At 51.3% G+C, this 24347-nt stretch carries 20 protein-coding genes; 11 read left to right on the forward strand and 9 right to left on the reverse strand.

Features of this window, described 5'->3' with window-relative positions; genetic code table 11:
* The first annotated feature begins 2 nt into the window (after window positions 1-2).
* The gene (locus tag CBE73_RS15595; RefSeq protein ID WP_094094998.1) at window positions 3-851 is read left to right on the forward strand and encodes an HNH endonuclease; all 849 of its coding nucleotides are present in this window, start codon (window positions 3-5) and stop codon (window positions 849-851) included.
* Window positions 852-1120: 269 nt separating this feature from the next.
* Here CBE73_RS15595 and CBE73_RS15600 read toward each other — a convergent pair whose 3' ends face one another.
* Window positions 1121-1645, reverse strand: coding sequence for a cupin domain-containing protein (locus CBE73_RS15600; RefSeq protein WP_094094999.1), 525 nt, complete (start codon window positions 1643-1645; stop codon window positions 1121-1123).
* Window positions 1646-1858: 213 nt separating this feature from the next.
* Between CBE73_RS15600 and CBE73_RS15605 the strand changes: the two genes are divergently transcribed.
* Window positions 1859-2419, forward strand: coding sequence for a hypothetical protein (locus tag CBE73_RS15605; protein WP_094095000.1), 561 nt, complete (start codon window positions 1859-1861; stop codon window positions 2417-2419).
* Window positions 2420-2518: 99 nt separating this feature from the next.
* Here the strand turns inward: CBE73_RS15605 and CBE73_RS22200 are convergent, their stop codons facing one another.
* From CBE73_RS22200 to arfA, 5 genes are all read right to left on the reverse strand, one after another.
* On the reverse strand, window positions 2519-2686 hold the full coding sequence (locus CBE73_RS22200) for a hypothetical protein (protein ID WP_169823481.1): 168 nt from the start codon (window positions 2684-2686) through the stop codon (window positions 2519-2521).
* Window positions 2687-2774: 88 nt separating this feature from the next.
* Window positions 2775-3617 (reverse strand): carbohydrate ABC transporter permease, encoded by an 843-nt coding sequence (locus CBE73_RS15610; protein WP_094095001.1) that lies wholly within the window; start codon window positions 3615-3617, stop codon window positions 2775-2777.
* 3 nt (window positions 3618-3620) lie between these two features.
* The gene (locus CBE73_RS15615) at window positions 3621-4514 is read right to left on the reverse strand and encodes a carbohydrate ABC transporter permease (protein ID WP_094095002.1); all 894 of its coding nucleotides are present in this window, start codon (window positions 4512-4514) and stop codon (window positions 3621-3623) included.
* A gap of 82 nt (window positions 4515-4596) precedes the next feature.
* Window positions 4597-5931 (reverse strand): ABC transporter substrate-binding protein, encoded by a 1335-nt coding sequence (locus CBE73_RS15620; RefSeq protein WP_094095003.1) that lies wholly within the window; start codon window positions 5929-5931, stop codon window positions 4597-4599.
* 367 nt (window positions 5932-6298) lie between these two features.
* Window positions 6299-7819, reverse strand: coding sequence for an arabinosylfuranosidase ArfA (gene arfA, locus CBE73_RS15625; protein ID WP_094095004.1), 1521 nt, complete (start codon window positions 7817-7819; stop codon window positions 6299-6301).
* 390 nt (window positions 7820-8209) lie between these two features.
* Between arfA and CBE73_RS15630 the strand changes: the two genes are divergently transcribed.
* A complete protein-coding gene (locus tag CBE73_RS15630) occupies window positions 8210-9121 on the forward strand; it encodes an ArsR/SmtB family transcription factor (RefSeq protein WP_094095005.1) in 912 nt (303 codons plus the stop codon).
* 111 nt (window positions 9122-9232) lie between these two features.
* Here the strand turns inward: CBE73_RS15630 and CBE73_RS15635 are convergent, their stop codons facing one another.
* Together CBE73_RS15635 and CBE73_RS15640 are read right to left on the reverse strand one after the other, a co-directional pair.
* On the reverse strand, window positions 9233-10363 hold the full coding sequence (locus CBE73_RS15635) for a sn-glycerol-1-phosphate dehydrogenase (protein ID WP_094095006.1): 1131 nt from the start codon (window positions 10361-10363) through the stop codon (window positions 9233-9235).
* Window positions 10364-10674: 311 nt separating this feature from the next.
* On the reverse strand, window positions 10675-11001 hold the full coding sequence (locus CBE73_RS15640) for a thioredoxin family protein (RefSeq protein ID WP_094095007.1): 327 nt from the start codon (window positions 10999-11001) through the stop codon (window positions 10675-10677).
* Window positions 11002-11604: 603 nt separating this feature from the next.
* Between CBE73_RS15640 and CBE73_RS15645 the strand changes: the two genes are divergently transcribed.
* The 3 genes from CBE73_RS15645 to CBE73_RS15655 all read left to right on the forward strand — a co-directional run bounded on the left by CBE73_RS15645 (window position 11605) and on the right by CBE73_RS15655 (window position 15554).
* The gene (locus CBE73_RS15645) at window positions 11605-12036 is read left to right on the forward strand and encodes a DUF1641 domain-containing protein (RefSeq protein WP_094095008.1); all 432 of its coding nucleotides are present in this window, start codon (window positions 11605-11607) and stop codon (window positions 12034-12036) included.
* Between the two features lie 43 nt (window positions 12037-12079).
* Window positions 12080-13261: an NAD(P)/FAD-dependent oxidoreductase gene (locus CBE73_RS15650; RefSeq protein ID WP_094095009.1), complete on the forward strand. Its 1182-nt coding sequence runs from the start codon at window positions 12080-12082 to the stop codon at window positions 13259-13261.
* Window positions 13262-13466: 205 nt separating this feature from the next.
* A complete protein-coding gene (locus CBE73_RS15655; protein ID WP_094095010.1) occupies window positions 13467-15554 on the forward strand; it encodes a GTP-binding protein in 2088 nt (695 codons plus the stop codon).
* A 103-nt stretch (window positions 15555-15657) separates the two neighbouring features.
* On the opposite strand, the gene CBE73_RS15660 is transcribed toward CBE73_RS15655, so the two are convergent.
* Window positions 15658-15957: a hypothetical protein gene (locus CBE73_RS15660; RefSeq protein ID WP_094096347.1), complete on the reverse strand. Its 300-nt coding sequence runs from the start codon at window positions 15955-15957 to the stop codon at window positions 15658-15660.
* 99 nt (window positions 15958-16056) lie between these two features.
* Between CBE73_RS15660 and infC the strand changes: the two genes are divergently transcribed.
* The 5 genes from infC (at window position 16057) to CBE73_RS15685 (ending at window position 24315) form a co-directional block, all read left to right on the forward strand.
* Entirely contained in the window at window positions 16057-16533 is a 477-nt protein-coding gene (gene infC, locus CBE73_RS15665; RefSeq protein WP_094095011.1) for a translation initiation factor IF-3, read from the forward strand.
* A gap of 147 nt (window positions 16534-16680) precedes the next feature.
* Window positions 16681-18414 carry a methyl-accepting chemotaxis protein gene (locus tag CBE73_RS15670; RefSeq protein ID WP_174704748.1) on the forward strand — a complete coding sequence of 578 codons (1734 nt, stop codon included), beginning with the start codon at window positions 16681-16683 and terminating at the stop codon, window positions 18412-18414.
* Window positions 18415-18618: 204 nt separating this feature from the next.
* Entirely contained in the window at window positions 18619-20070 is a 1452-nt protein-coding gene (locus CBE73_RS15675; protein WP_094095013.1) for a hypothetical protein, read from the forward strand.
* Between the two features lie 37 nt (window positions 20071-20107).
* Window positions 20108-21445: a hypothetical protein gene (locus tag CBE73_RS15680; RefSeq protein WP_094095014.1), complete on the forward strand. Its 1338-nt coding sequence runs from the start codon at window positions 20108-20110 to the stop codon at window positions 21443-21445.
* 149 nt (window positions 21446-21594) lie between these two features.
* A complete protein-coding gene (locus CBE73_RS15685; RefSeq protein WP_157739597.1) occupies window positions 21595-24315 on the forward strand; it encodes a spore germination protein in 2721 nt (906 codons plus the stop codon).
* Window positions 24316-24347 lie beyond the last annotated feature (32 nt).

Genomic DNA, 24347 nt, shown 5'->3' on the forward strand with positions numbered 1-24347 from the left:
AGATGACAGAGACCGAGAAGCCTCAAATGAAAATGTGCATGTTTTGCAAGCAGCTCAAGCCTGTCCAGGATTTCCGCAGACGGACAGGCCGGAGAGCCGGTGCCGGCTCACGCCGCGGCCCCTGCCGCGATTGCCGCGAGCTGCAGCGGAAAGAAGAGAAGGAGCGAAAGCAGCTCGGCGGGCCGGACAGCCAGAAGCTTCAGGAAGCTTCCACGCTGCTCCAGCCCGGCCGGCAGCAGGAACGAAGTCAAATCGGGGTTCCAGATCAAGCTGGGAACGCCCAGTCTTTAACACGGGCCGGACGTGCAGCCGGAGCGAACCGCCCGAATCAGCCTGCCAAGCCGCAAAAGCAAACGAAATCAACAGCGGAATCAGTGTACCAAGCCAAAACTCAATCCAATCCAAAGCCAAACCCCAAGCCAAAGCCAAAAAATAAACAACTCCCGGCAGGTCAACCCGCACAGGAGGATGTTCAGCAGTTAAAGCCGATGCGTTCCGGAATGGTGCGCATGCGGGGGAAAAGCGACAAAGGACGGCGCTGGCAGCAGGAGATTGAGCTGGAACTGGCAAGACTGCTGGTACAGGAGCACGCCGCGGTGATCGTGAACCGTCATACGATCCGCAGGTTGTTTACGAACCGGGAATTCAAACATTTTATCCTCGAAAGAGATCACTACACCTGTCATTTCTGCGGCGGGTATGGGGATACGATCGACCATCTGCTTCCTCGGGCCAAAGGTGGGCATACCACGCCGCTGAACTGCGTATGTGCCTGCAATGCCTGCAATCAGAGTAAAGCCGACCGGGACTTGGAGGACTTTATGTCCTCGGTAGTTGCCCCGCACAAATAAAGCCAAGCCGGAAGCGGGCTCACCTTTTACGGAACTGAAGAACGTACAAGAACCTTTAGCACGCCGCTTTAAAACCGTTAGAACGCTTTAGGTACTTTAAGTTTTAAGTATCTTTGGGTATTCTGCAGCGCGTTCTTCTGTCCTTCCGTAAAATGAGCCCTTTGTCCGGCTTGACTTTTTCATGTTTGTTTCGACAATAATTGTCAAGTCTGGATTCCACGTGGAACATTTTGTCGAAATAGATCGTTTACCTGCTGAACTGCCTTGCTTCACTCTTGATTTGCCTGAGTATGCATCAACCAAATCCGCGTCAAAGGACCGTGTTTGCCGTATACAGGATCTATGTCGGGAACTGGTACACGGCTGATCTCTTCCAGAGCATAAGGTCTGTCATTGGGTTTGCCAGTGCGGGTATTGTACTCCACGCCGTGCGGATAAGCCCCCGTCACCTTGAAGTCGGGGCTGGCGCTGATTTTCTTGTGTCCGGTTCCGGCAGGCAGAACGATGACGTCCCCGGCGTGGAGCTCCAGCTGCTCACCTTGTTCTCCGCCGATTTGCAGCAGGGCTGACCCGCTGATTACACCAAGCACCTCATGCGTATTGCTGTGGTAATGATGATAATCAAACACGCCGTTTGTCCAGCTGCCCCGCCAGTTATGTTTGTTAAACAGCGCTTCGGCTCCCCGCGGATTGCTTTCCATGGCGCCGGTGTAGAGCAGAACCGGAAGATGGGGATGATTCGGAATGATGCCGTCATCCTCGAAGAACAACTTTTTTAATTCAGCTTCAGGCATAACAGCCGCCTCCTGGAGATTAGATGCAATATAAGAAACAAATAAACAGATTGTAAACATTTTTAACGTTTTTGAGACCCGTTTTTTCGGGAGAAAGACTATGATCAAATTAAGAAAAAGAGACCAAATAGCCGTTTGAAATTCTGTCAGATGGTTATTGAAGGATAAATAGTGTGCCGAGTCTATGAAAGGCGCGTAAGAGGGGTGTGGAAGATGTTAAAAAGATTGGGATCGTCGCTGCTGCTGCTTGTGCTGATTGCTGCCGGATTGTCGTTTTTAATGCCTAAGGATGCTGTTGGTGAAGGAAACGCCGCAGGCGCAGTCGCTGCAGCAGCCGCACAAACGCAGGCAGGCTCCCAACCGACCACTTTTACCGCCTATATTCATACGCTTAAACAGCCTGACGGTGCCATCCGTATGGTAGTGGATCCGATCGGCTGGTATCAGGGGGAAGCGGCGAGCGCCGTTTTCAAACAGGAAGATCCGGAAGGTTATGCCGAGCTGGGCGGAGCGCCGGACGATTACTACATTGTGAACCATTCGGAGGATAACGTGGCTTATACGGTAAGTCCTGATGCGGCGGTGCTGATGCAGCTTTATGACCGTGACGGTCATCCGGAGAATGCGGATATTCAGCCAAACGAAGTGATTACGCTGAGCAAATTTATTCAGGTGTTCAACCAAGGCGGGCTGCTGGATCCAGCCATGTTCCCTTATCACATCACTGTTAAAGACGGTAAAGTCATCAAAATCGTTCAGCAGTATATTCCTTAAGGATTCAGATAGACAGGTTAACATTAACATTAGCGTTAGTACGCGTAACAAGCGCAGTAAAAAAGCCGTTCCTCTAAGGGAGCGGCTTTTATGCTGCGTTTATTTTTTGGAAGTGGTATCGGATTCGGTATAACCAACCGGTTTGGCTACCCATTCGTCTGCTTCGGGCTCGATGTCTACACCGTTCTCCATTTTCTTCTGTTCGGCCAGAGAATCGCCTTCTTTATTTGGTTTGTTGCGGATTTCCTCTTCATTAGGTTGACCCATGGTGAAACGCCTCCTTAAGACTTGATGTGGTCTACTTTGTTTATAGTTACCCGTTAGAGGAAATTACAAACATGTTTTTTGGGAAAAATCAGCCCTTCACCGCTCCGGCGGTCATGCCGTCGATGAAGTATTTCTGAAAGGCGATAAAGAGAAGGAAGATCGGCAGAATGGAGAAAAACGAACCGACAATCAGCAGGTCGTAATTGTTGCCATACGGCGTCAGCAGGGTCTTGAGACCGATCGGCAGCGTGTATTTTCCCTCATTACTGAGCACCATAAACGGCCACAGAAAGTTGTTCCAGCTGTTCATCCCGTTGAGAATCGCCATGGCTGCAAAAGACGGCTTCATGATCGGCAGGATCAGCCGGACGTAAATCCCGTATTCGGTTGCTCCGTCCACCCGGCCAGCGGCAATCAGCTCCTTTGGAAGCCCGCTTAAATACTGCCGGAAGAAAAAGATCGTCGCCGCGCTGGCAATGCCGGGCAAGACGATTGCGGAATAGCTGTTCATCAAGCCGATGTTGAAGATGAGCTTGTATAAGGGCAGCAGCAAGATTTCAAACGGAACCATCATGATCAGCAGCACGCAGATGAAGAGGAAGTTTTTGCCGCGGAAATCATAAGCCGAGAAGCCGTAGGCAACCGTGGCGCTGATCAGCAGCGTCAGCACGACCTGAACGACGGTCAGCAGCAGCGAGTTGAAGAACCACGTGAAATAAGCATGGTCTCCGGTGAATAGATAAACGAAGTTGTCCAAGCTCATAACATTCAAATCGAATCGCAGATTAAGCCCATACCGGATCAGCTCTTCGCCCGGCTTGAAGGCGGAGATGGTGACGGCATAGAAAGGCACCAGGACAAAAAAGCAGAGGATGGTAAACAGGACAACCAGGCAGATACGGACGACCCTTTCTTTGCGTGTGACGCTCATAGGCTAATCCTCCTTCTTGAACAGGCCGGTGAACGCGAGCTGCGTCAGATTGATGATCATGGTGATCAGAAGCAGCACGATGCCGACCGCGGCGGCGTAACCGAGGTTGTTCTTCTCTATGCCTTGGCGGTACAGGTAACCGACGATGGTCAGGCCGATATTTTTCGGCGAGTTGTTGCCGTTCCAGAGCATCATGCTTTCAATAAACATGGCAAGTCCGGCATAAATGCTGATTGTCAGCACGTAGATGGTGACTGGCTTCAGCAGCGGCATCGTAATCCGGGTGAACTTCTGGAAGCTGGAGGCTCCGTCGATGGAGGCGGCTTCGTAATAGTCGTCTGGAATGCTTTTGAGGCCGGACAGAAAATAAAGCATGTTCACACCGGTCCACCTCCAGGTGGCAAGGGATAGCAAGGCTATAAAGCCAGTCGTTTGGCCTTTCAGAAATTTGACAGGCTCCAAGCCGAACAGTCCAAGCACGCTGTTGATCAGCGAACCCTCCATTTCCCCGAACATCAGCCGGAAGATCGTGCCTGCCACAACAACGGATGTTAAAGCCGGGAAAAAGAACGAGGATTTGAAGAATTCGCGTCCCCACATCAGCCGGTTGTTGATCAGCACCGCAAACAGCATCGGAAAAGGAATCAGAATGACCAGCGTAAGCACCATATAGACGGCGCTGTTCACAACAGCCTTCAGGAACACGGTGTCGGTCAGCAGCTTGCTGTAGTTATCAAGGCCAACGAAGCTCGAATCCTGCCCCAGCGTGATTTGCTGAAAGCTCATTTGAAAGGAGCTGAGCAGCGGATAAACCCAGAAGATGGCGAACACTAGCACAAAAGGGAGGACGAATACGTAAGGGGCAACCTTTTGGGAATATAAAAATCGTTTAATCATCGCCAAGCAACTCCTTTTTAAACAGAGCCGCCCCGCAGAGGGCAGCTCTCTCAAATTTCCAGGCGGATGGAGGCCTGATGGATTATTTCAATTCCTGTTCGATCTGCTTCTGGGCGTCGTCCAGCGCCTGCTGAATGTCTTTGCCGTCCTCAAAAATTTCGTTCAGCGTCACCGTATTCAGCACGTTGTTGATGGTAGGGGAGGCGGGGACGGATTTGATCAGCTTGATTTCGTCTTTGATTTCATTCAGCACATCAAACGGATTGTTGATGAAATATTTGACGAATTCATTATCGGGGTTGTGGGTCACGTCCTGCATGCTCCATACGTTCATGTTGACAGGATCGAAACCAAGCGTATTCCAGATTTCGATATTGGCATCCTCCGACAGCTTGGCGAAAGCCAGAAAGTCTTTGGCCAGCTGAATATCCTTGGCCGTTTTGGTTACGACTGTACCGGTTCCGCCGCCGCCAACCGATCTGGGCATGCCGGGTTCAATGACCGGAATCGGCGCGATGGCGATCTTGCCGGACAGATCGGACATGTAGTTGGTGTAACGTGACATCATCCAGAGCGGCATGAAGGCGGTCGCATATTTGCCCGAATTAAACTCGCCGTAGGCTTCTTCGGTATCCGGCTGGCCGCCGGCGATTGTGGCGATCACGTTATTGTCCTGGAGATCCTTAAGAATCGTTAAAGCTTTGGCCATTTCCGGTGAATTCACCTTCGGATTGCCTTGTTCATCTGTGAAGTCGGCGCCCTGCTGGGCCAGCAGCATTGATTCCTGCCAGGTGGCGCTTGTGTCGGCCGTTCCCATGGATTTGCCGGTCTTCTCATAAACCTGGATACCAGCTTTCTTGAAATCGTCCCAGGTGATAATTTGGGTATAATCGACACCGGCTTCCTGCAGGATTTCTGTATTGTAAAAAGCGACAGAGGCGCCGACATGGGTAGGAATGCCGTAATTAACGCCGTCTTTGCTGTATAAGTCGACGCGGGATTTAACAAGCGTATCCCTGTACGGATCAATCACGTCGTTAAGCGGCTCAAGCTGAGGCGTGCCTTTCAGGAAGTCCGGGAATTTGCCCAGCTCGATATCCGCGATATCCGGAGCTCCGGTACCGGTCTGCAGGGCGATGGACAGCTTGTTGTGCATATCGTCATAAGGCATCACTGTAACGTTCAGTTTGATCTGGCGATCGGGGTTCGCCGCGTTCCATTTCCCCAGCATTTTCTCAAAATGTTTGCCGTGCAGCTCCACGAACGTCCAATAGGACAGCTCGGTGGCATTGTCTCCGGCGCCGCCATCCAGGACGGATTGTTCGCCGCCGGCGGTGCCGGAGGATTTGCCACAGCCGCTCATAAATAGCACAAGCGAAAGTGCAGCGAGCAGGATAAACCACTTGTTAACCTTCATGGTTGGACCTCCTTCCGATTGTGAACCACAAAATTCATACGGGCAGTCGGAATATTCCGAAATTCGGAAAATTTGAAGCAAACCGTAGCAGCGAGTTGCGCGGACGATTTGCACAGACAATTTAAAGGTCTAAAAGCGTTTATATAGAGAGCTGAGATGGGCTGAAATAAATGGTGGCTGGAAAGCTCCGGGACGAACCCAGGACAATGGGGATGTCCTGGGCGGAACCGGAATGCGGATATACAGGCTGGGAAACAATCGGCTGTTCATGGATGAAACGGAGATATGAAGGTGGTTGGCATTTCAATGATGATAAACTTTAGCTCTGTGTGCGTTGTTGCCCCGGCGGCCGCATGCAGCCGCGGGGTCAAGCTTTGGTTTTGGCCAGGCGAACCACGTTCCAGGAAGCTTTGGGAATCAGGGCTTGCACGTAGCCGTCCTGGAGAGAGGCGTCACCGCCGGAATGCGGTTTAACCCGTTCCTGATCAGCGGAGTTGACGGCTTTCAGGTCATCGGACTGAAGCACGATATGTTCGGTAACGCCGTAGCCCTCGAATCCTCGCACATCACAGGTTAAGGCCAGGCTGTCCTCCAGATGCCGGTTCACGGCAAATAGGGTTAACGTTTCGCTCTCTTCGTCATATACGACGGCACTGTCCAGGTAAGGGACATCGGTATAGTCTTTGGCATCATAGACTGGCGATTCGATGATCGGATTCAGGGACACGCCGCGGCCGAACCGGGAAGCGTGGAGATAAGGATAGTAGATGGTCTGCCGCCATACCCGTCCGCCTTCTTCGGTCATAATGGGAGCAATGACGTTGACGAGCTGGGCCAGGCAGGCCATTTTGACCCGGTCGGCGTGTTTCAGGAACGTAATCAGCATACTGCCGACGAGCAGCGCATCTTCGAAGTTGTATATGTCCTCAAGCTGCGGAGGGGCAATGCCCCATGGGTCAATCCTGCTGTCGGCATCATTCGAGTGATACCAGACATTCCATTCATCGAAGCTGAGATACATCGTCTTCTTGCTGCGTTTCTTGGCTTTGATGTAATCGCAGGTGGCAATGACCGTGCGGATGAAATGATCCATATCCATAGAGCGGGCGAGATAGTTAGGCGTGTCGTTATCCCGGTTTCCGTAGTATTGATGCAGGGATACGAAATCGGCCACCTCATACGTATAGTCCAGGGTAATGGCTTCCCACTCAGGAAAGGTCGGCATGGATGAACCGGAGCTGCCGCAGGATACCAGCTCGATATCCGGATCGACAAGGCGCATGGCCTTCGCTGTCTCGTAAGCCAGACGTCCATATTCTGCCGGTGTCTTCTGGCCGATCTGCCAAGAACCGTCCATCTCGTTGCCGAGACACCAGGTTTTGATGCGGTGGGGCTGTTCGAAGCCGTGCTGTCTGCGCAGGTCGCTCCACTGGCTGCCGCCCGGATGGTTGCAGTATTCGATCAGGTTGCGGGCTTCGTCTACTCCACGGGTTCCCAGGTTGACGGCCATCATGACCTCAGAACCGATTTCCTTTGCCCAAGCAGCAAATTCGTTGGTGCCTACCCAATTGGGTTCGGTCGTTCTCCAGGCCAGCTCCAGCTTCCGCGGCCTTTGCTCTACAGGACCAACCCCATCTTCCCAATTATAGCCCGACACGAAGTTGCCTCCCGGATAACGGATGATCGGCACTCCCAGCTCCTGGATAAGCAGCTTGACGTCACTGCGGAATCCGCGGCTGTCCGCTGTAGGATGCTCTTTCTCGTAAATGCCGCCGTATACGGCTCTGCCCAGATGCTCAATGAAAGAACCGTAAATCCGTTTGTCGACTTCGGCAATCCGGAAAGCTTTGTCTACGACGATCCGTGCATGTTGAATACTTTCGGCCATGGCTGACACCTTCCCCTTTGATTTAGATAAGTTCGAATTAATTAGAATATTTTAGTTTGAATCCGCTTACAGATATAAAATAACACAGGGCATTTAGGAAGTAAACTATAAAGTTTAAATCTTTTCATATTTATTTAAATCAAAAAGGGGAGGAAAGAATATGATCATGAATTTTAGAGTAAACCCACGGATTTACCAGCTTCTAGCTTTTGAATAGAGGGCGGCAAGATTTATTTTTTAATGGAAATCTTGATAGGAAGGGAAACACGATTGCTTTATTTGGTATTTAGTTTATAATTACATAAAACAAAAGCGGGGTTCAGAGGTTGGATTGTGGAGCTTGCACGCTTGCGTTTATAAAATGAACAACCAGCGGAAGAAGGTCCAGCGATGATTTATATTAAAGATTTAATGAGCGGCATTGATATTTTTAAAGCATTAAGTTCCGAGATCCGAATTCAGATTCTGGAGCTTCTTGCTTCCAATCAGGCGTTGAACTTAAATGAAATCGCAAGCAGGCTTAATTTGAGCAATGGGGCAATTACGATGCACATCAAGAAGCTAGAGGACAGCGGATTGATTGAGATTAATACGTCCGTCGGCAAACACGGCATTCAGAAGATGTGTTATCTGCACAAAGACAAGCTCATGGTGGATCTGCGCAGCAAAGACACGGAGAATCTGTACGAGGTAGACATTCAGATCGGCCACTACAGCAATTACCAAGTGACGCCGACCTGCGGACTGGCGACCAAAGACAGTATCATCGGGGATTTCGATGACCCCCGCTATTTTGCCGATCCGCAGCGGATTGATGCAGAGATTTTATGGCTCACCGAAGGTTTTGTGGAATATCGGATTCCCAACTATTTGAAGTCCAATCAAACGTTCCGAGAGATCCAGTTCTGTCTGGAACTAGGCTCGGAGGCGCCGGGATACGATAATAACTATCCGTCGGACATCCATTTCTATTTGAATGGAGTGGAGCTGGGGTATTGGACCAGCCCCGGCGATTTCGGCGATACCCGCGGCACCTTTAATCCGGATTGGTGGCCGCCGCACTTGAACCAATATGGGATGTTAAAGCTTATCCGCATTAACCAGGAGGGCAGCTTTATAGACGGCTGCCGAATTTCGGATGTGACGCTGGATCAGATAGGACTGGATTACAAAAGCGAGCTGACTTTCCGGCTTGGTGTTACTGAAGAATCGGCCAACAAACGCGGCATGACGATTTATGGTAAACATTTCGGCAATTACGGTCAGGATTTGATGGCCCGCATTTTGTATGATGTGAAATAAAGAAGTCCCGCCGGCCGGCGGGACTTTGTTAGTATTTAACAAAATTACAAACCTTCGCTGCGTGATAACACGCTGTTAACGGGATGTTTTGTTCTCAGCCTCCACGAGCGGTTAAGCTCCGTTTAAAGCCCGCAGCAGGGTGCTGCGGCCGAGGAGCTTGTGAGCCTCGCGCAGGCTTTCGGCAAACAGCTCGTCGTCGATGCCGAGCTCATCGCGGGTGGACGGGCCGCCGGCCAGCTCCAGCAGCCGGCGGATTTCCGGCGCCGAAGGCACAGCCTCGAGCCATTCGCGGACCTGTATGCCGTGCTGAAGCAACTGTGCCGGCTGCTCGCCGGGATGCTGCGCCCGGGTCACGGCATCATGGTACAGCCGCGAAATCTCGGCACAGGCGACGCCGACCTTGGCGCCGTGCGGCATCGCTTTCCGGCCGCGTTCCAGATGGGCCATCTCCCAATAATGGGAGAGATGGTGCTCGGCCCCCGAAGCGGGGTGGGACTGGCCGAACATCAGCATGGCTATGCCCGATTCGATCAAGGCATTCATGAGCACGCGAATGCCTTCTTCGGTGCGGCGGCCGATGGCGTCGGCGTGGGCGATGCAGTCCAGCAGCGCCGCTTCCGTAATCTGCGCCACACGCGGGTCATACGGTTCATTGGCTGTCAGACTGGAGAATTTCCAGTCGAACAGGGAGGTGTATTTGGCCAGCATATTGCCGAATCCGGCCGCCACCAGCTCCTGTGGAGCGCGGGTCAGGATGTCCAGATCGGCGAAAATAGCCTTCGGCGAGGCGGCTGTAACGGTTTGTTTGACGCCGCGGATCATGAGCGGCGCGCATTTGGAGGTGAAGCCGTCCACCGAAGGGGCGGTCGGCACGGACAGGAATGGGATGCCTGTTCTGCTGGAGACAAACCGGACGATGTCGTGGATCGTGCCGGAGCCTACGGCCAGCAGGCAGTCGGTTACTCCCGGCGTGATGGCGAGCAGCAGCTGGACAATGGATTTCTCATCGGCCAGGCAGTCACCGGTTGCATCTGGCTGAAGCATACAGAGCTCTACCGCGGAGCTAAGGCTGCCCAGCTCCGCTTCAACCGCGCGGCCAGCGGCTTCATAGGTGTTCCGGTCGGCCACGATAATCGGCTGCTTATAGCCGGCTTTCTTTACATAGGGGGCTAGTTTGCCCAGTGAGCCTTTGTCCAGGGAAATGTAGTCCAAGGGGATTTCGTCGAGCAGATGGATCATCATTACAATTCCTCCTCAATCATCGAATGAGATTCGGTTGATGCCAAACGCCGCCAAATGTATCCGCTTTCATTATTTCAGGTGAAACGATATAACTAAAGGTGGTTTTATTGTAATCCTGGAAGACGCTTAAAACAACACTTTATTTGTTAAAAATATACATTCCGGACAAAATGGGCCCAGCAGATCATGCCGCCTCTTGTTGCAAAATCCAAAAAAGCCGGCCCCTTTCGGAACCGGCTTTCTGCAGCGATCTTGTCCAATTTACTTTGGCCAGATCTTCTTTGTTAGGCTCTTCTTTATTCAGATCTAATTTACACTTGGGAAACCAGCGTTTTCAGATAATCGCGGATCTGATCCGGCGTTTTGGCGAATTTGCTGTGCAAGTGGGCGATTTTTTCACCGTTCTTATAAACCAGAAGACTTGGGATCCCGCGCACATCGTTCTCTTGAGCGATATTCTCAAGCTGTTCAACATCCAGAGCATAAAACTGTTTATCCGGATTCTCTTCTATAATAGGGCCGATGAAACGGTCCAGGTTTTTGCAGTCAGGGCACCACGTGGCGTCATATTTAATGACCGTGTATCCGTCGTTATTGATCAAATCGTGATATTGTTGTTCTGTTGCAACTCTATTCATTCTCAGCAGCCTCCTTAAAATAATTAAATGAAGTTAAACAGGGATGCAAAAGCATGTCTGTGAAATGTTTTCCTCATTATAACACTGCAAAATTATATTTTGCAATATATAAAAGCTTGGAAATCAAATTTTCGGCTATTTTTGCGAAAAAACCGAAAATCCCCTTTTTTATTTTAAAGGTAGTATATCCATTAATGACGGCTTAAGTCGAATTTAATCGAATAAAGCAACTGCAAATAACACAAAATGAAAGCAAATTTTAGAAAAATTCAAAAATTTATTTCATCTTGATATTTAAAAGGTGTAATATAGGGGTAGAGAGTTCGTTTCGGCTGTGTTGTTATTCATCTGTTCGTCGAAGCTTTCTGGAGGCGATCCCGGATAGGCGGATTGGTTTTCAGGGAGGGCCCGTGGAGTAGGGGCTCTTTTTTATGGGTAAATTATGACGAGTGGATGATCGGGAACATGCACTGGCTGATGAGATTCGAAACGGGGCTTTTGCGGGGATTTTACCTTGCGCAAGGCCGTTCATATCCGTTTTGAAGGCATCAGTATGCCCGAATTATGACGGACTGCAACTAAGCGTAAAGGAGGACGTTCCAAATGTCACAAACTTTGAATCAATCGGAAACACAAGGAACGCAAGAAACAGCGGCTGCAAGCACAAAGGATCTTGTGGATCAATTGCTCAAGCCTGAGGTACAGCAATCTTTAACTACCCTTGTGGACAATTTGCCAAAGCTGACTGAAATGGTGAATACGCTGACTCAAGCTTATGATGTTATGCAGAGCCTGGCTACAGACAAAGTATTTGTTGAGGACATTAAAGCCGGCTTTACCGGTGTTGTAGGTCCGGTAGTAGGCATGGCCAAGAATGCCGCTGCAACAGCAATCGAAGCTAACGACCGCGCGAAGAAAGACAACTCGACGGTTAGCGTGTTTGGTCTGCTGAAAATGCTCAAGGACCCTAATATCCAAAAAGCCCTCAAATTTGCGCAGGCTTATCTGGATGTAACGAACGAGAAGAAGAAATAAATAGGTAAACTTTCGGAAATAGCATAACGAACGGAGGATGGAAATGTCGAAGCAAATTTTGATTTTGGGCGGCGGATATGGTGGACTCCTGAGCGCGCTGACTGCGCGTGAATATCTGAGCGCTGAAGAAGCTACCATCACAGTCGTGAACAAATACCCTACGCACCAAATTATTACGGAACTGCACCGTCTGGCTGCCGGCAATCTGGATGAGAAGGCTGTAGCTCTTCCACTGGAGAAGCTGCTCAGCGGCAAACAAGTGAAGCTGGTTGTGGACACCGTTGAGAAGATTTCTCCGGATGAGAAACAAGTGAAACTGGTGAGCGGCGCTACATACAAATATGACGCGCTCGTAATCGCGCTCGGAAGCGAAACGGCTTACTTCGGAATTCCAGGACTCAAAGAGAACAGCTTAACCCTGAAATCCGTAGATGAAGCACATCGCATCTTCGAAACGGTTAAATCCCGTCTGGATTCTTACAAGAAGACTAAAAACAAAGCAGACGCTACTTTTGTAGTAGGCGGCGGCGGTTTGACAGGCGTAGAGCTTGTCGGAGAATTTGCGGATGAGCTTCCTGAGCTTTGCCGTCAAAGAGGGATTGATTTCAATGAAATCAACCTGTACTGCGTAGAAGCTGGCCCTACTATTCTTGCCGGTTTCCCTGCTGACCTGGTTGAACGCGCTACGAAGAGCCTGGAAGCACGCGGCGTTAAATTCGTAACAGGCGTTCCAATCACGGAACTGAAAGACAACAAAGTATTCCTGAAAGACGGCAATTCCTTCGAGTCCAGCACAGTTATCTGGACTGGCGGTGTACAAGGCAACTCCCTTGTAGCTGAAAGCGGCATTGAAGTCAATCGTGGACGCGCAACGGTAACTGAATCGCTGCAATCTACGTCCCACAAAGATATTTTCCTTGCTGGCGACAGCGCGGTAGTCTTTGCTCCAGGTGCTGAACGTCCTTACCCGCCAACAGCGCAAATCGCTTGGCATATGGGTGAGACTGTCGGCTACAACCTGTCCGTATTCTTTAAAGGCGGCACAATGGAATCCTTCCATTATGTAAGCTCCGGTACACTCGGCAGCTTGGGCCGCAAAGACGGCATTGCGATGGTGGGCGGAAGCTCCACTAAGCTTAAAGGTATGCCGGCTTCTTTGATGAAAGAAGCAAGTAACATCCGTTACCTGGCTCGCATCAAAGGTTTGTCTGCTTTGGCGTACTAATCGCTATTGCTATTTGCAGCATTGTTCTCAAATGGCAGCATCGATTTCAAATCGAAATAGATTTCATATGAAGAACCGCCCTTCGGGGCGGTTTTTTTGTCGTGGATCCAGAGTTGTACGCTTGACGAAGCAGCCATCTGCTATAATAAACTAACTTTAATACTTCTTTAGAACGAGATCATAAACGGTACAGGAGAACACAGCCATGGATCAAACCTTGCAAGGAAGCGTAAGAAATGGCAGCCGTCCGGACAGTGGAGCATCCGGTTCGGGTTCGGCACGCCGGAATGTAGGGATTTTTGCACATGTCGATGCCGGAAAAACCACGACTACCGAACATATTCTGTTCGAAAGCGGGCGGACGCGGTCCCTGGGCAGCGTAGATTCGGGTACGGCCGTGACGGATTGGCTCGACATTGAGAAGGAGCGCGGTATCTCGGTTCGTGCGGCAACGACCTCTTTCGTTTGGAAGGACGTACATATCAATCTGGTAGATACGCCGGGACACGTCGATTTTCTGTCCGAAGTGGAGCGCTCCCTGAGGGTCATGGACGGCGCTGTGCTGATCGTATCAGCGGCTGAAGGGGTTCAAGCGCAGACAGAGCTGATTTGGGGCGCATTAAGGAAGCTGAATATCCCCACGCTTATTTATGTCAATAAAATGGATCGTACCGGGGTCAACGAACAGTCACTGCTCGCCGATATTCGTAAATATTTGTCTCCGGACGCCGTTCCCTTCCAGCTGCCGATGGGCCGGGAGCAGTCCTTCGCGGGTGCGGAGGATTTGTGGGCCGCTGTGACCGGCGCGGCAAGCATTTCGGCTGCAGGACAAGGGCCGGATGCCGGGGCCGCTGAGGGGCTGGAGGCTGCAGGAGTAGAGCTGCTGGAAAGCTTGGCGGAACGGGAAGAAACGCTGCTGCAGCGTTATTTGTCCGGTGAAACGGTGGAGGACGCTGAGTGGAAGCAAGCAGCGGTAGACTTAACCCGTGCAGGCAGGCTGTTCCCGGTTTTATACGGCGCCTCTGGCAAGGGCATTGGCGTGGAGGCGCTGATGGATGCTATCGTGGATTATTTGCCGGAACCGGGCGGGGATAAAGGGAATGAGCTGTCCGGCATTGTCTTCAAGATTGAACGTGACAAAACGATGGGCCGGATGGCTTATGTCCGGCTGTATTCCGGTGTGATCCGCAATCGTGATCTGGTCCGCAATCATACGCAGCAGCTGGAGGAGAAGGTCACGCAGATCCGCAAGGTTGACGGGAATAAATCGGAAGACCTCGGTGTGCTGGAAGCCGGAGATATTGCCGCTGTATGCGGGATGGCTTCTGTCCGTATCGGGGATGTGCTTGGCAGTCCGGCGAATATTCCGGAGGAAGCCAGACTGGCGGTGCCTTTGCTGACTGTTCAGGCACATTGGGCGAGCGAAGCCGACTATCCGAGAACGGTTCAGGCGCTGCAGGAGCTTTCGGACGAGGACCCGCTGCTGGATGTGCAGTGGATGCAGGATGAACGGGAACTGCACGTAAAGGTCATGGGTCAGATTCAGCTTGAAATGCTGACGAGTGTTCTGCAGAGCCGATATGGGCTACAGGTTGAATTCGGCAAACCTTCGGTCATTTACAAGGAAACACCGATTCAGGCGGGAGAGGGCTACATCGCTTATTTGATGCCAAAGCCGTGCTGGGCCATTCTCCGGTTTGCTATCGAGCCGGGGCCGCCCGGAAGCGGGCTTCAATATGACGCGAAGGTACGCGCAGAGGACCTTCTGGTGCAGTATCAGAATGAGGTGCGGCGCCGGGTTCCCGTGGCTTTATCCCAAGGGCTTTATGGCTGGGAGGTTGTGGACCTGAAAGTGACGCTGATTGAAGGCCAGCACCACGTTTGGCATACGCATCCGCTGGATTTTGCCGTGGCGACGCCGATGGGAATTATGGACGGGCTCGTAAATACCGGGACCAAACTGCTGGAGCCCATCTTGAACTTCCGGATTAACGTGCCGGAGGAGAATGCGGGGAAGGTCATGAACGATCTGATCCAGATGCGGGGCATGTTTGAAGCACCTATACTGCAGGGCGAGCGGATAACACTGACCGGCAAGGTGCCTTTGGCGGAGTCCATGGACTACGGGGCCCAGCTTGGATCTTTAACCAAAGGCCGCGGGGCCATGGTGACTTTTTTTGCCGGTTACGAGCCGTGCCCTGAAGGTTTCATCGCCGAGCGGCCGCGCAGAGGGGTGAATCCGCTGGATCAGTCCAAGTACATTCTAAGCGTGCGCAAGGCTATGCAGGGCTAGGGGATTTAAGGGGATTGAAGGGGAGTTAAAGGCCCAATAGGCATATGGCATTTGGCAGGTTGCAGGTTGCATGTGACAGGTGGCAGGTGGCAGGTGGCTGAAATTATTTGCGGCGTTTGGCGATCTCTTCGGTGACGACAAACGCCAAGTCTTCATTATCGAACATCGAAAGCACGCCAAGCAGGGTATCGTCCGCAATTTCGCCGGCCTCTTCCTTGGGTACGGTCAGCTCTGACATTTGCTTGAGAATCGGGTTGTCAGCTTGATCCGGGTAAGCCTTGCAGTAAACCTCAGCAGGGTCCAGATCATGGTTGACACACCACTGGGCGAACACCAGAATCATCATATGCTCATCCTGACGGTAGCTGTCGATGATTCGTTGTTCCCGTTCTTTTGCATTCAATTTTGCGTCGATTTGTTCATCCATAGAGATTGTTATCCTTTCTAATTAGAAACCCTAAAATGTAAACCTATTATATCGAAAAGGCCTGGAGGGTTACAAATGATTAAAAACGAGAAAATCAAGGCGTCGGAGGTCCGGCTTACCGGCTTGAACGGCGAAGAATTAGGAATCATGCCGGCCTCGGAGGCGCTGGCTCTGGCCAAGAAACACAAAGTCGACTTGGTGTGCGACTCCCTGATGAGCAGTCCGCCGCCCTGCCGGCTCGTTGGAGCAGGCAAAGCCCGTGAAGAACGAGATCAAGCGAAGAAAAAAGCCGGCCCGGCCAAAAGCAAGGAAATTCGCCTAACGCCGGAAATCGAAGACCATGATTATGATACCAAGAAACGTCAGGCTGAGAAGCTGCTGCTTGCTGGCAGCACGGTGCTTCTGACGGTGAAGCTTTCCGGCAAGCAGGGCGACCAGGCAAAAGCGCTGCTGCAGCGGCTGCAAACGGACTTGAAATCTGCCGGCCGTCCCCGTACCGGAATTCAACTAAGCGGGAGGCAGGCGCAGGTAGAACTAGAATCTCTTACATAAGACGTAATATTTGGACGATTAGCCGCAGAAATGGTGGATTTTTCGCGAAAAATCTAAATATTCCGGCCTATTCTGACGAAAAACTCTAAAGAGGGAACTAGAGGAGAGGTCGGAGTGATGAGCATGATAAAGAGAATCCAACAAAGTATGATCACACGTTTAATTGGTTTGGCTGCTGTTTGTTTTATTGTCATTATCGCGGGTATTGTCCTGGTATCCTATAATGAACAGAAAAATTTGTACTACAGCCAATTGAAAACTAATTTAACGCTTATCCAGAAACCGTTAGAGGATCAGGCTTCGACGCTGGAACAATCCATACTGAGACTCGGGGATAATACGAATCCGGATCTGACGCAGGTCTGGTTTAAGTCAACCCAGGAAATGATGGATATGTTCAGCGGTACGGGTATTATTGTGAATACCTATTTGCTTCAGCCGAAAGAAAAGGAGCAGCAGTCCGAGGGTACAACAAGCCGAAAAGTGCTGTTCGGCAATCAGGCCTTATACAAGTCAGGCATCACCTCGATGACGCCATATGTTCTCCAAGATGAATATAAGAAAGCTATCCATACGGCGGAATCGACCGGAGAAGGCATGACTTCGGTTTATACGGATGATCTTGGAAAATGGATTAGTGTCATGGCTCCGATCAAGAACGAAAGCGGTAAAGAAATCGCGGTGTTAGCCATTGATTTTGATTATGACGGTATCCTGAAGCAGTTGAATAAAAGCTTGATGACAGCCATCACAATCGGCATCGGGGCCGGGCTGATCGGCATTGCGATCCTTGCAGCGGTCATCTATCTGATGCTGCGCCCGCTTAGTCAGCTTTCGCGCCTCACAAGAAAGGTAGCCGAAGGCGATCTGACCGAGACCCTTACCATCAGACGGAAGGATGAGATCGGCACGCTTGCTGCGCACTTCAGTGCGATGATCGTAAATATCCGGGACATCATTGGCAAAATCACTTTGTCTTCTGAGGAAGTCTCCCAAACGGCTGATGTTCTAAAAATGGGTTCCGAACATACGGCCCAGGCCGCCCAATCGATATCCGATTCGATTTCCGAGGTCGCGGCCGGTTCTGAACGCCAGAAACGGAGTACGGAAGAGAGCGGACGTGGTATGGAGGAAATGTCGATTGGCATCCAGCGGATCGCCGAGTCGGCCTCCGCAGCGGCGGAGTCTTCAAGCAGTGCGCTCCGGATTGCGGAGCAGGGCGGGGAGAAGGTCGAGCATAATCTGGAGCAGATGAAGGCGATCCAATCGGCAGTAGGCGAAGCATCAGACACGATCGGGAAGCTCGGGGAGCTTTCCGACCAGATCGGCGGCATCACGACTCTGATTGCGGATATTGCCAAGCAGACCAATCTGCTGGCGCTGAATGCGGCGATTGAAGCCGCTCGGGCCGGGGAGCATGGACGCGGATTCTCGGTCGTAGCCGATTCGATCCGCAAGCTGGCTGAGCAGTCCCGCGATTCCAGCGCCCAGATTTATGACCTGGTGCAGGTCATTCGCACGGAGACTCATCTGGCGATGCAGACGATGGACAAGGGTTCGTCCGAAGTTGAGCAAATGTCAGGTATTGTGAGCAGTGTCCATGAGGCGTTTGCAGATATCGTTCATGCGGTGGAGGATGTTACGAAGCAGATTATGGAGGTTTCCGCTTCCTCCCAGCAGATATCGGCGGGTTCGGAAGAAATCACGGCTTCTATTATGGAGCTTGCGGAAATTTCCCAGCAAACCTCCGACTTTACACAAAATGTGGCTGCAGCCGCCGAGGAACAGCAGGCCTCTATGGAGGAGATTTCCCATTCGGTGCAGTCCATGAGTGAAATGGCGCAGGAGCTGCGTCAGACGGTAGAGAAATTTAAGGTTTAGTCCAATTTATAAAGAAGCATAAGAAGCATATAGAAGCAGTTCTCTAAGGCATCCCATTACGAAAGAATGGGGTGCCTTTTGTTGTTGTTTAAACCTTTGAAAAATGCGGCTTGTGCCTAGGCTTGGATTTGTTTTCTTTTTCGGGAAAGGGGTAAGGGGTAACTATACGCTACCGATATTTCGTACGTGAAAGGAGGTGAACAGATGAGGAAATACAGATGGGTGGTTAGTGCAGCGGTTCTGGCTGTTTCTTTTGCGTTGGGAAGCCAGTCTCACGCCAAGGAGGGGCAGTCGCCTGATGCACAGCCGGCAGTCCGGCCGATCGCTTCGGTCGTAATTGGAGTATCTGCCATCTTGTCTTCAGATTCACGTGCCGTGATGTCAGATATTCAAGAGGAGAGAACAGCGGATAAACCACAAGCTGAAGCTGCCGGGGCTGAACCGGGTGAGGAGACAGGAACAGCGCAAGAGAGGCCCCAAGCTCAATCCGAAGATCTGGCCGTTCATGCAGAGATTTCTGCCGGGACTTTACTAAAACCGCTAACAGAAGCTTTAGACGGGGCGGTTCAAGAGGCAGGTACTGCCGTTTCCGGTTTTGCTCGAGAGGTGGTGATCCAGGATACAGTGAACCCTATTGTATCCATTGGACAGGCCGTTCCGCAAACGGTTCAAGACAAAGTAAGCAAAGCGGCTCCACGGACAGTCGAAACCCTGCCGCCTGTGCTCGATCCACTTCTGAGTGCCGTAGAGGAGACGGTAGACAGTGCTCTGGAAACGGCTGGAAATACGGTTGAGGCAGCGTCCGGCAGCGGAAGTGCAATGATAGGTGCCGTGAAGGACACTGTTTCCACGCTGACCGAAAATTTGCCGGAGGTACAGATTACTGTGCAGACGGATGGAGCTGCTTTGCCAGATGAACTGGAACTTCCGGATGCCGAAATTAAGGTGACGGGAACGGATAAGGCTGCGGAGTCTGAGGATGTGGGGCAGTCTGTGAAACCGGAGGCGACTGTTCTATCCATTCAGTCAGGAAGCTCGTCAAGGATGAGCGACAACGGAACTGATGCCGCTGAAAGTCCTCCTGGTTCAGCAGCAGACCCGGAAGCGAAAGCCTCAGCGGATACAGGCTATGCGCCTTACTTCATGGAGAGCCAGCAGTGCCAACAGGATGCTGTTCAGGATAGAACCGGGCCTTTGGTGATAGGGGCTAGAGTTCCAGGCCTGGCTATCGATAAGCTGGTGCAGCCTACTGCAGGGAGAGAAAGAACTCTTTTGGCCATGGAGATTGCATTACAAGGCGGGAACAGACAGGCAGATAGTTCTTCCCACTGGGTTGAAGGAACGGCGGGGCCAATCCGGGATCATCCTGGGAATGAGCAGCCGCCAGCACCATCGCCATGGACGGGGCCTGCCCTTACAAGGGCAGGGCAGCCGAACGGCGGAACAAGTGGAGGAAGCGGATCAAGCGGATCAAGCGGCGGCAGCCCTTCCTTCAGTGGAAGCAGTTATTGGATTGCTGTATTAAACGAGGGGAATATCCAGACTGATATGAACGGACTTGGCCAGACAGGGACAGTCTTGTTCATGAAGGATCAATATTCCAACGCTCCTCCGTTCCAGCCGCCGGAACCATTTCTTTTCTTTGAGGCCGATTGACTACTAAAGCCCACATAAGAAAAGGAGTGCTTGATTAATGAATAAGAAACTAATTGGATTGATGCTTGCTTCGTCTTTTGTTTTTGCTGCAGGTTTAGCTCAGAAGGATGTCCACGCTTCGGCCAGTCGAGAGAATACAGGAGTCAGCAGCCTCGTAGGCCTTGAGCTGAATGTATCACAAGATAGCGGCACCAGCCTGTTGGATGGCAAGCTGCAGTTGCTGAACGGCCAGTATGGAGTAGCGCAGCAGAGCAATTGTCAAAACGGCAGCCCTGCGGCCGATTGGAGAGACTCCGGTTTGAAGGATGGAGAGAGCCAGGTTTCGGTATTGGATTCCAATCTGAACGTGCTGAAGGACGAAGAGGATCATGATTCCGTGTTGGATACTCAGTTGAATGCACTGAAAAATAGTGAAGATACCGATTCGGTGTTAGACCTCGGTCTCAACGTGTTGAAGGATGAAGATCAAAATTCTGCAGCTGATGTAAATGTAAACGTTAATGCTGACGTTAATGCTTATGGCCTGAAAGATGGGGCAAGCGGCATGACAACAGATGACAAAACAGCTGACCACATGACATCAAACGATAGCAGTGAGCAAACAAGCAAGCCAGTTGAACCAAGCCAGTCCGTGGCGGAATACGACACGAATGTCTCTATTGACACCGAGAATGGCGACTCTGTGTTGGACCTTGACCTCAACGTGCTAAAGGATGAAGATCAAAATTCTGCGGCTGATGTAAATGTTAATGCTGACGTTAATGCTAACGGCCTGAAGGATGAGACAAGCGGCATGACTTCAGACGACAAGACGGCAGATCACATGGCATCAAACGATAGCAGCGCACAGACGAGCACGCCAGAAGAACCGAGCCAAACCGTGACGGAATCCGACACGAATGTCTCAAATGACACCGAGAATGGCGATGTGGTACTGGATCTCGGCATTGATGTATTGAAGCCTGAACCGGACCATGACGCAGTGCTGAATACTCAACTGAATGTACTGAAAGATGGAGCGGACGATGATGCTTTGCTGAATTTGGGAGTTGATGCGCTGAAGAATGAGGATCAAACTTCCGCATCGGGCATAACTCTGGATACCCAGAAGGAAGAGGACAACGCGGCGCTAGGCCGCTGTTGGATTATTCAAACCAGCAATCCGGAAGAAAATGAAAATACCGGCCTGCAATTCGAAGCCAGCACTCCAAATGATGATCAGGGAATCGATTCGCTTCTCAACGCTAATCTAAGTGTAATGAAGGATGAGGAGGACTATCAGTCCATCATGGACTCTCACCTCAGCCTCCTGAAGGGCGAAGATGAGGATTCCGTGCTTGAGTCCCAGCTTGGTTTGTTAAGTGATTCCGAGTAATTAAACGCCTGAGGACCCTGCGGGGTCCTTTTTTATTCCCTGATCATACGAGTCAGGATGGATCTGTAGTTCTATCCACCTCATTTCCTGCCAGGAATATGCATATTTTTGCTAAAAGCGGCAAATACCAACACCAAGAGGTGAGGGGCGTGTCATGGTTCAAGAACAAGAATAACGACGGAAAGCATGAACCTGATCGGGATCAAGAGCAAAAACGGCAGCAGGATCATGAACTGGTACAAGAATTGATTCAGGAATTGGTTCAAGAGCTGGCTCAAGAGCAGGATCAAGGTCTGGGGCAGGAACAGATCTTTGATCTGGATCAGGATCTGGATGGGAATCGGGTTCAAGGCCGAAGTGAAGTGAGAGTTCAAGCCCAAGGCCAAGCTCAAGGCGAAGACCAACGTCCGGAACAGCTGAGGAACCGGGAGGAACAGTGGACGGATCAACAGCCGGATAAGGGAGAAGACGACCTTAACCGGAAGTGGGGGCGGTCTCAGGACCATAAAGAAGAACTGAGCCGGGAGTTTGATGGACAAAACCGGGGGCAGGAGGAGGTTTCAGATCCGGGCAACCACACGAATCAACCTCAAACGGAAGGCACTGATCCAAGCCAAACGGAAAGCACTGATCCAAGCCAAACGGAAGGCGCTGATCCAAGTCAAAGCGAAGGAATTGATCCAAGCCAAAGCATAGGCGGCGGGGATGACGAAGACGAAGGCCAGGGAGAAAGCGAGGACCAGAAGGGAGAAGACGACAAAAGCCTAGGCAGGGGAGAAGACAAGGGTCGAGGCAAAGCGAAAAGCGGGGGCCAAGACCAAAGCCAGGGATTGGACGATCAGCAAGAGAAAGAGCAGAAACAGAACCAGAGTGAAAGCGAGAGCGAGGGCCAGAGCGAGGATCGAAACCAAGACCAAGAAGAGAACCAGGGTGAGGATCAAAACAGAAACCAAGGTGAGAACCAGGGCGAGGCCCCCGACCAAGACAAAGACTCAGAGCAAAACAAGGACCCAGACGAGAATCAGACTTCTGGTGAAGATCAAAGCCGTGAGGGCAGTCAGAACGGCCCGAAGGACCAGGACCCGAACAACAAAAATGGCCAGAATGACCCGATTGACCAAAACAGCCAAAATAACCAGGACAATCAGGACGAGCAGTATTCCGCTTCGGCTTCCAAATCGGATAGCGGAGAAGGTTCAGGCCGGTCCAACTCGGATTCCAGCGATTCCAGTTCCAGTAAGAAGAAGAGCAAGAACAGCGGCTCGTCCGGTGAACAGGAGGGTGAACCTCCACTGGGGTCCGACCTTCAGACTAATTTGACTCGGTTGAAGAAAAGTCTGGAGAACTGCTCGGACATCATTTACCGTCCTTTTAAGCTTTATTCTTCCGGTAAGGATGGCGTTTTGATTTATCTGGACGGTATGTGTGATTCCCAGCAGGTCGAGGAAGCCGTACTAAGACCGCTTATGGAAGGGCCTGACGGGGGAAACGGACGGACTGGCCGATCCAGCCGTTCTGGGCCGTCCGACCAGTCGGCTCAATTGGATTCGTCCAATCGCTCCCATTCATCGAATTATACGCCCGGTTCATCCGAAGATCAGCCGTCCGGAGATCAGAAGAGAACCGATCTGCCGGAGCAGTATCTGGTGACGGCCCTGCATACCTCACGTGAGAATAAGTTCAAACAAATTCTTCAGAACATTATGAAAGGCGAAACCGCTGTTCTGATGGACGGAGAATCAGAGGTGCTGATCATTGATTTGATCAAAATGGAGCAAAGATCGATCAACGAACCTACTTCGGAGAAGGTGGTCCGCGGGCCGCGTGACGGGTTCACCGAGTCCCTGCGCACCAATACTTCATTAATCCGGCGGCGGATCGTCAGTTCCCGTTTGAAAGCGGAGGCGCTTTCGATTGGCACGTTTACCCGTACAAACGTAGCGATTATGTACATTGATGGCATTGCCAAGGAGTCGCTCATCGAGGAAGTTAAAGGCCGTGTCAAGGATATTGATGTGGATGGGCTGCTTTATTCTCAGGATATTGAGGAATACATTGAAGACAGTGTCTTTTCTCCTTTTCCGCAAGTACAAAATACGGAAAGGCCGGATGTCGCCGCTGCGAGTCTGCTTGAGGGCAAAGTCGTCATTATCGTGGACAATTCCCCGATTGTACTCATTGCCCCGATGACTTATTGGGCGGGTTTGCAGGCGGCGGACGATTATACCGAAAGGCCGATGTATGCCTCATTAGTGCGATGGCTGCGTTATATATTTGTTCATATTTCTTTGCTGCTCCCCTCGCTATACGTGGCACTCACGACCTTTCACCCGGAGGTTATTCCTACTCCGCTGCTAATCAGTATCGCTTCTGCCCGTGAAGGCGTGCCTTTTCCGGCAATGATTGAAGCGCTGCTGATGGAGATTATTTTCGAGGGGCTTCGGGAAGCGGGCATCCGCCTGCCGCAGCAGGTCGGACCTGCCGTGAGTATCGCGGGAGCACTCGTAATCGGCCAAGCCGTCGTCGATGCAGGGATTGTCTCCAGTCCGATGGTCATTATTGTGTCGCTGACGGGGATTGCCTCGTTTGCGTTCCCGATGTATAACATCGGGGCCTCGTTCCGTATGCTGAGGTTTCCGCTGCTGCTGATCTCCGGTTTTATCGGATTTTACGGCGTTATGCTGTTCCTCATTCTGATGACGGTACATTTGGTATCCCTTAAGCCGTTTGGGATTCCGTATATGGCTCCGGCTTCACCGCTCGAGTCCTCTAATTTACGGGATATCCTGATCCGCGCGCCGAAGTGGAAGATGAACAAACGAATGGGCACTTTGTCCGGTCAGAACAGGAGACGTTCGCCTCAGAAGTAATATCTGAAAGGTTTAAATAAGGGGGAATGAAA

This window comes from Paenibacillus physcomitrellae (assembly GCF_002240225.1).
GTDB classification, from domain to species: domain Bacteria; phylum Bacillota; class Bacilli; order Paenibacillales; family Paenibacillaceae; genus Fontibacillus; species Fontibacillus physcomitrellae.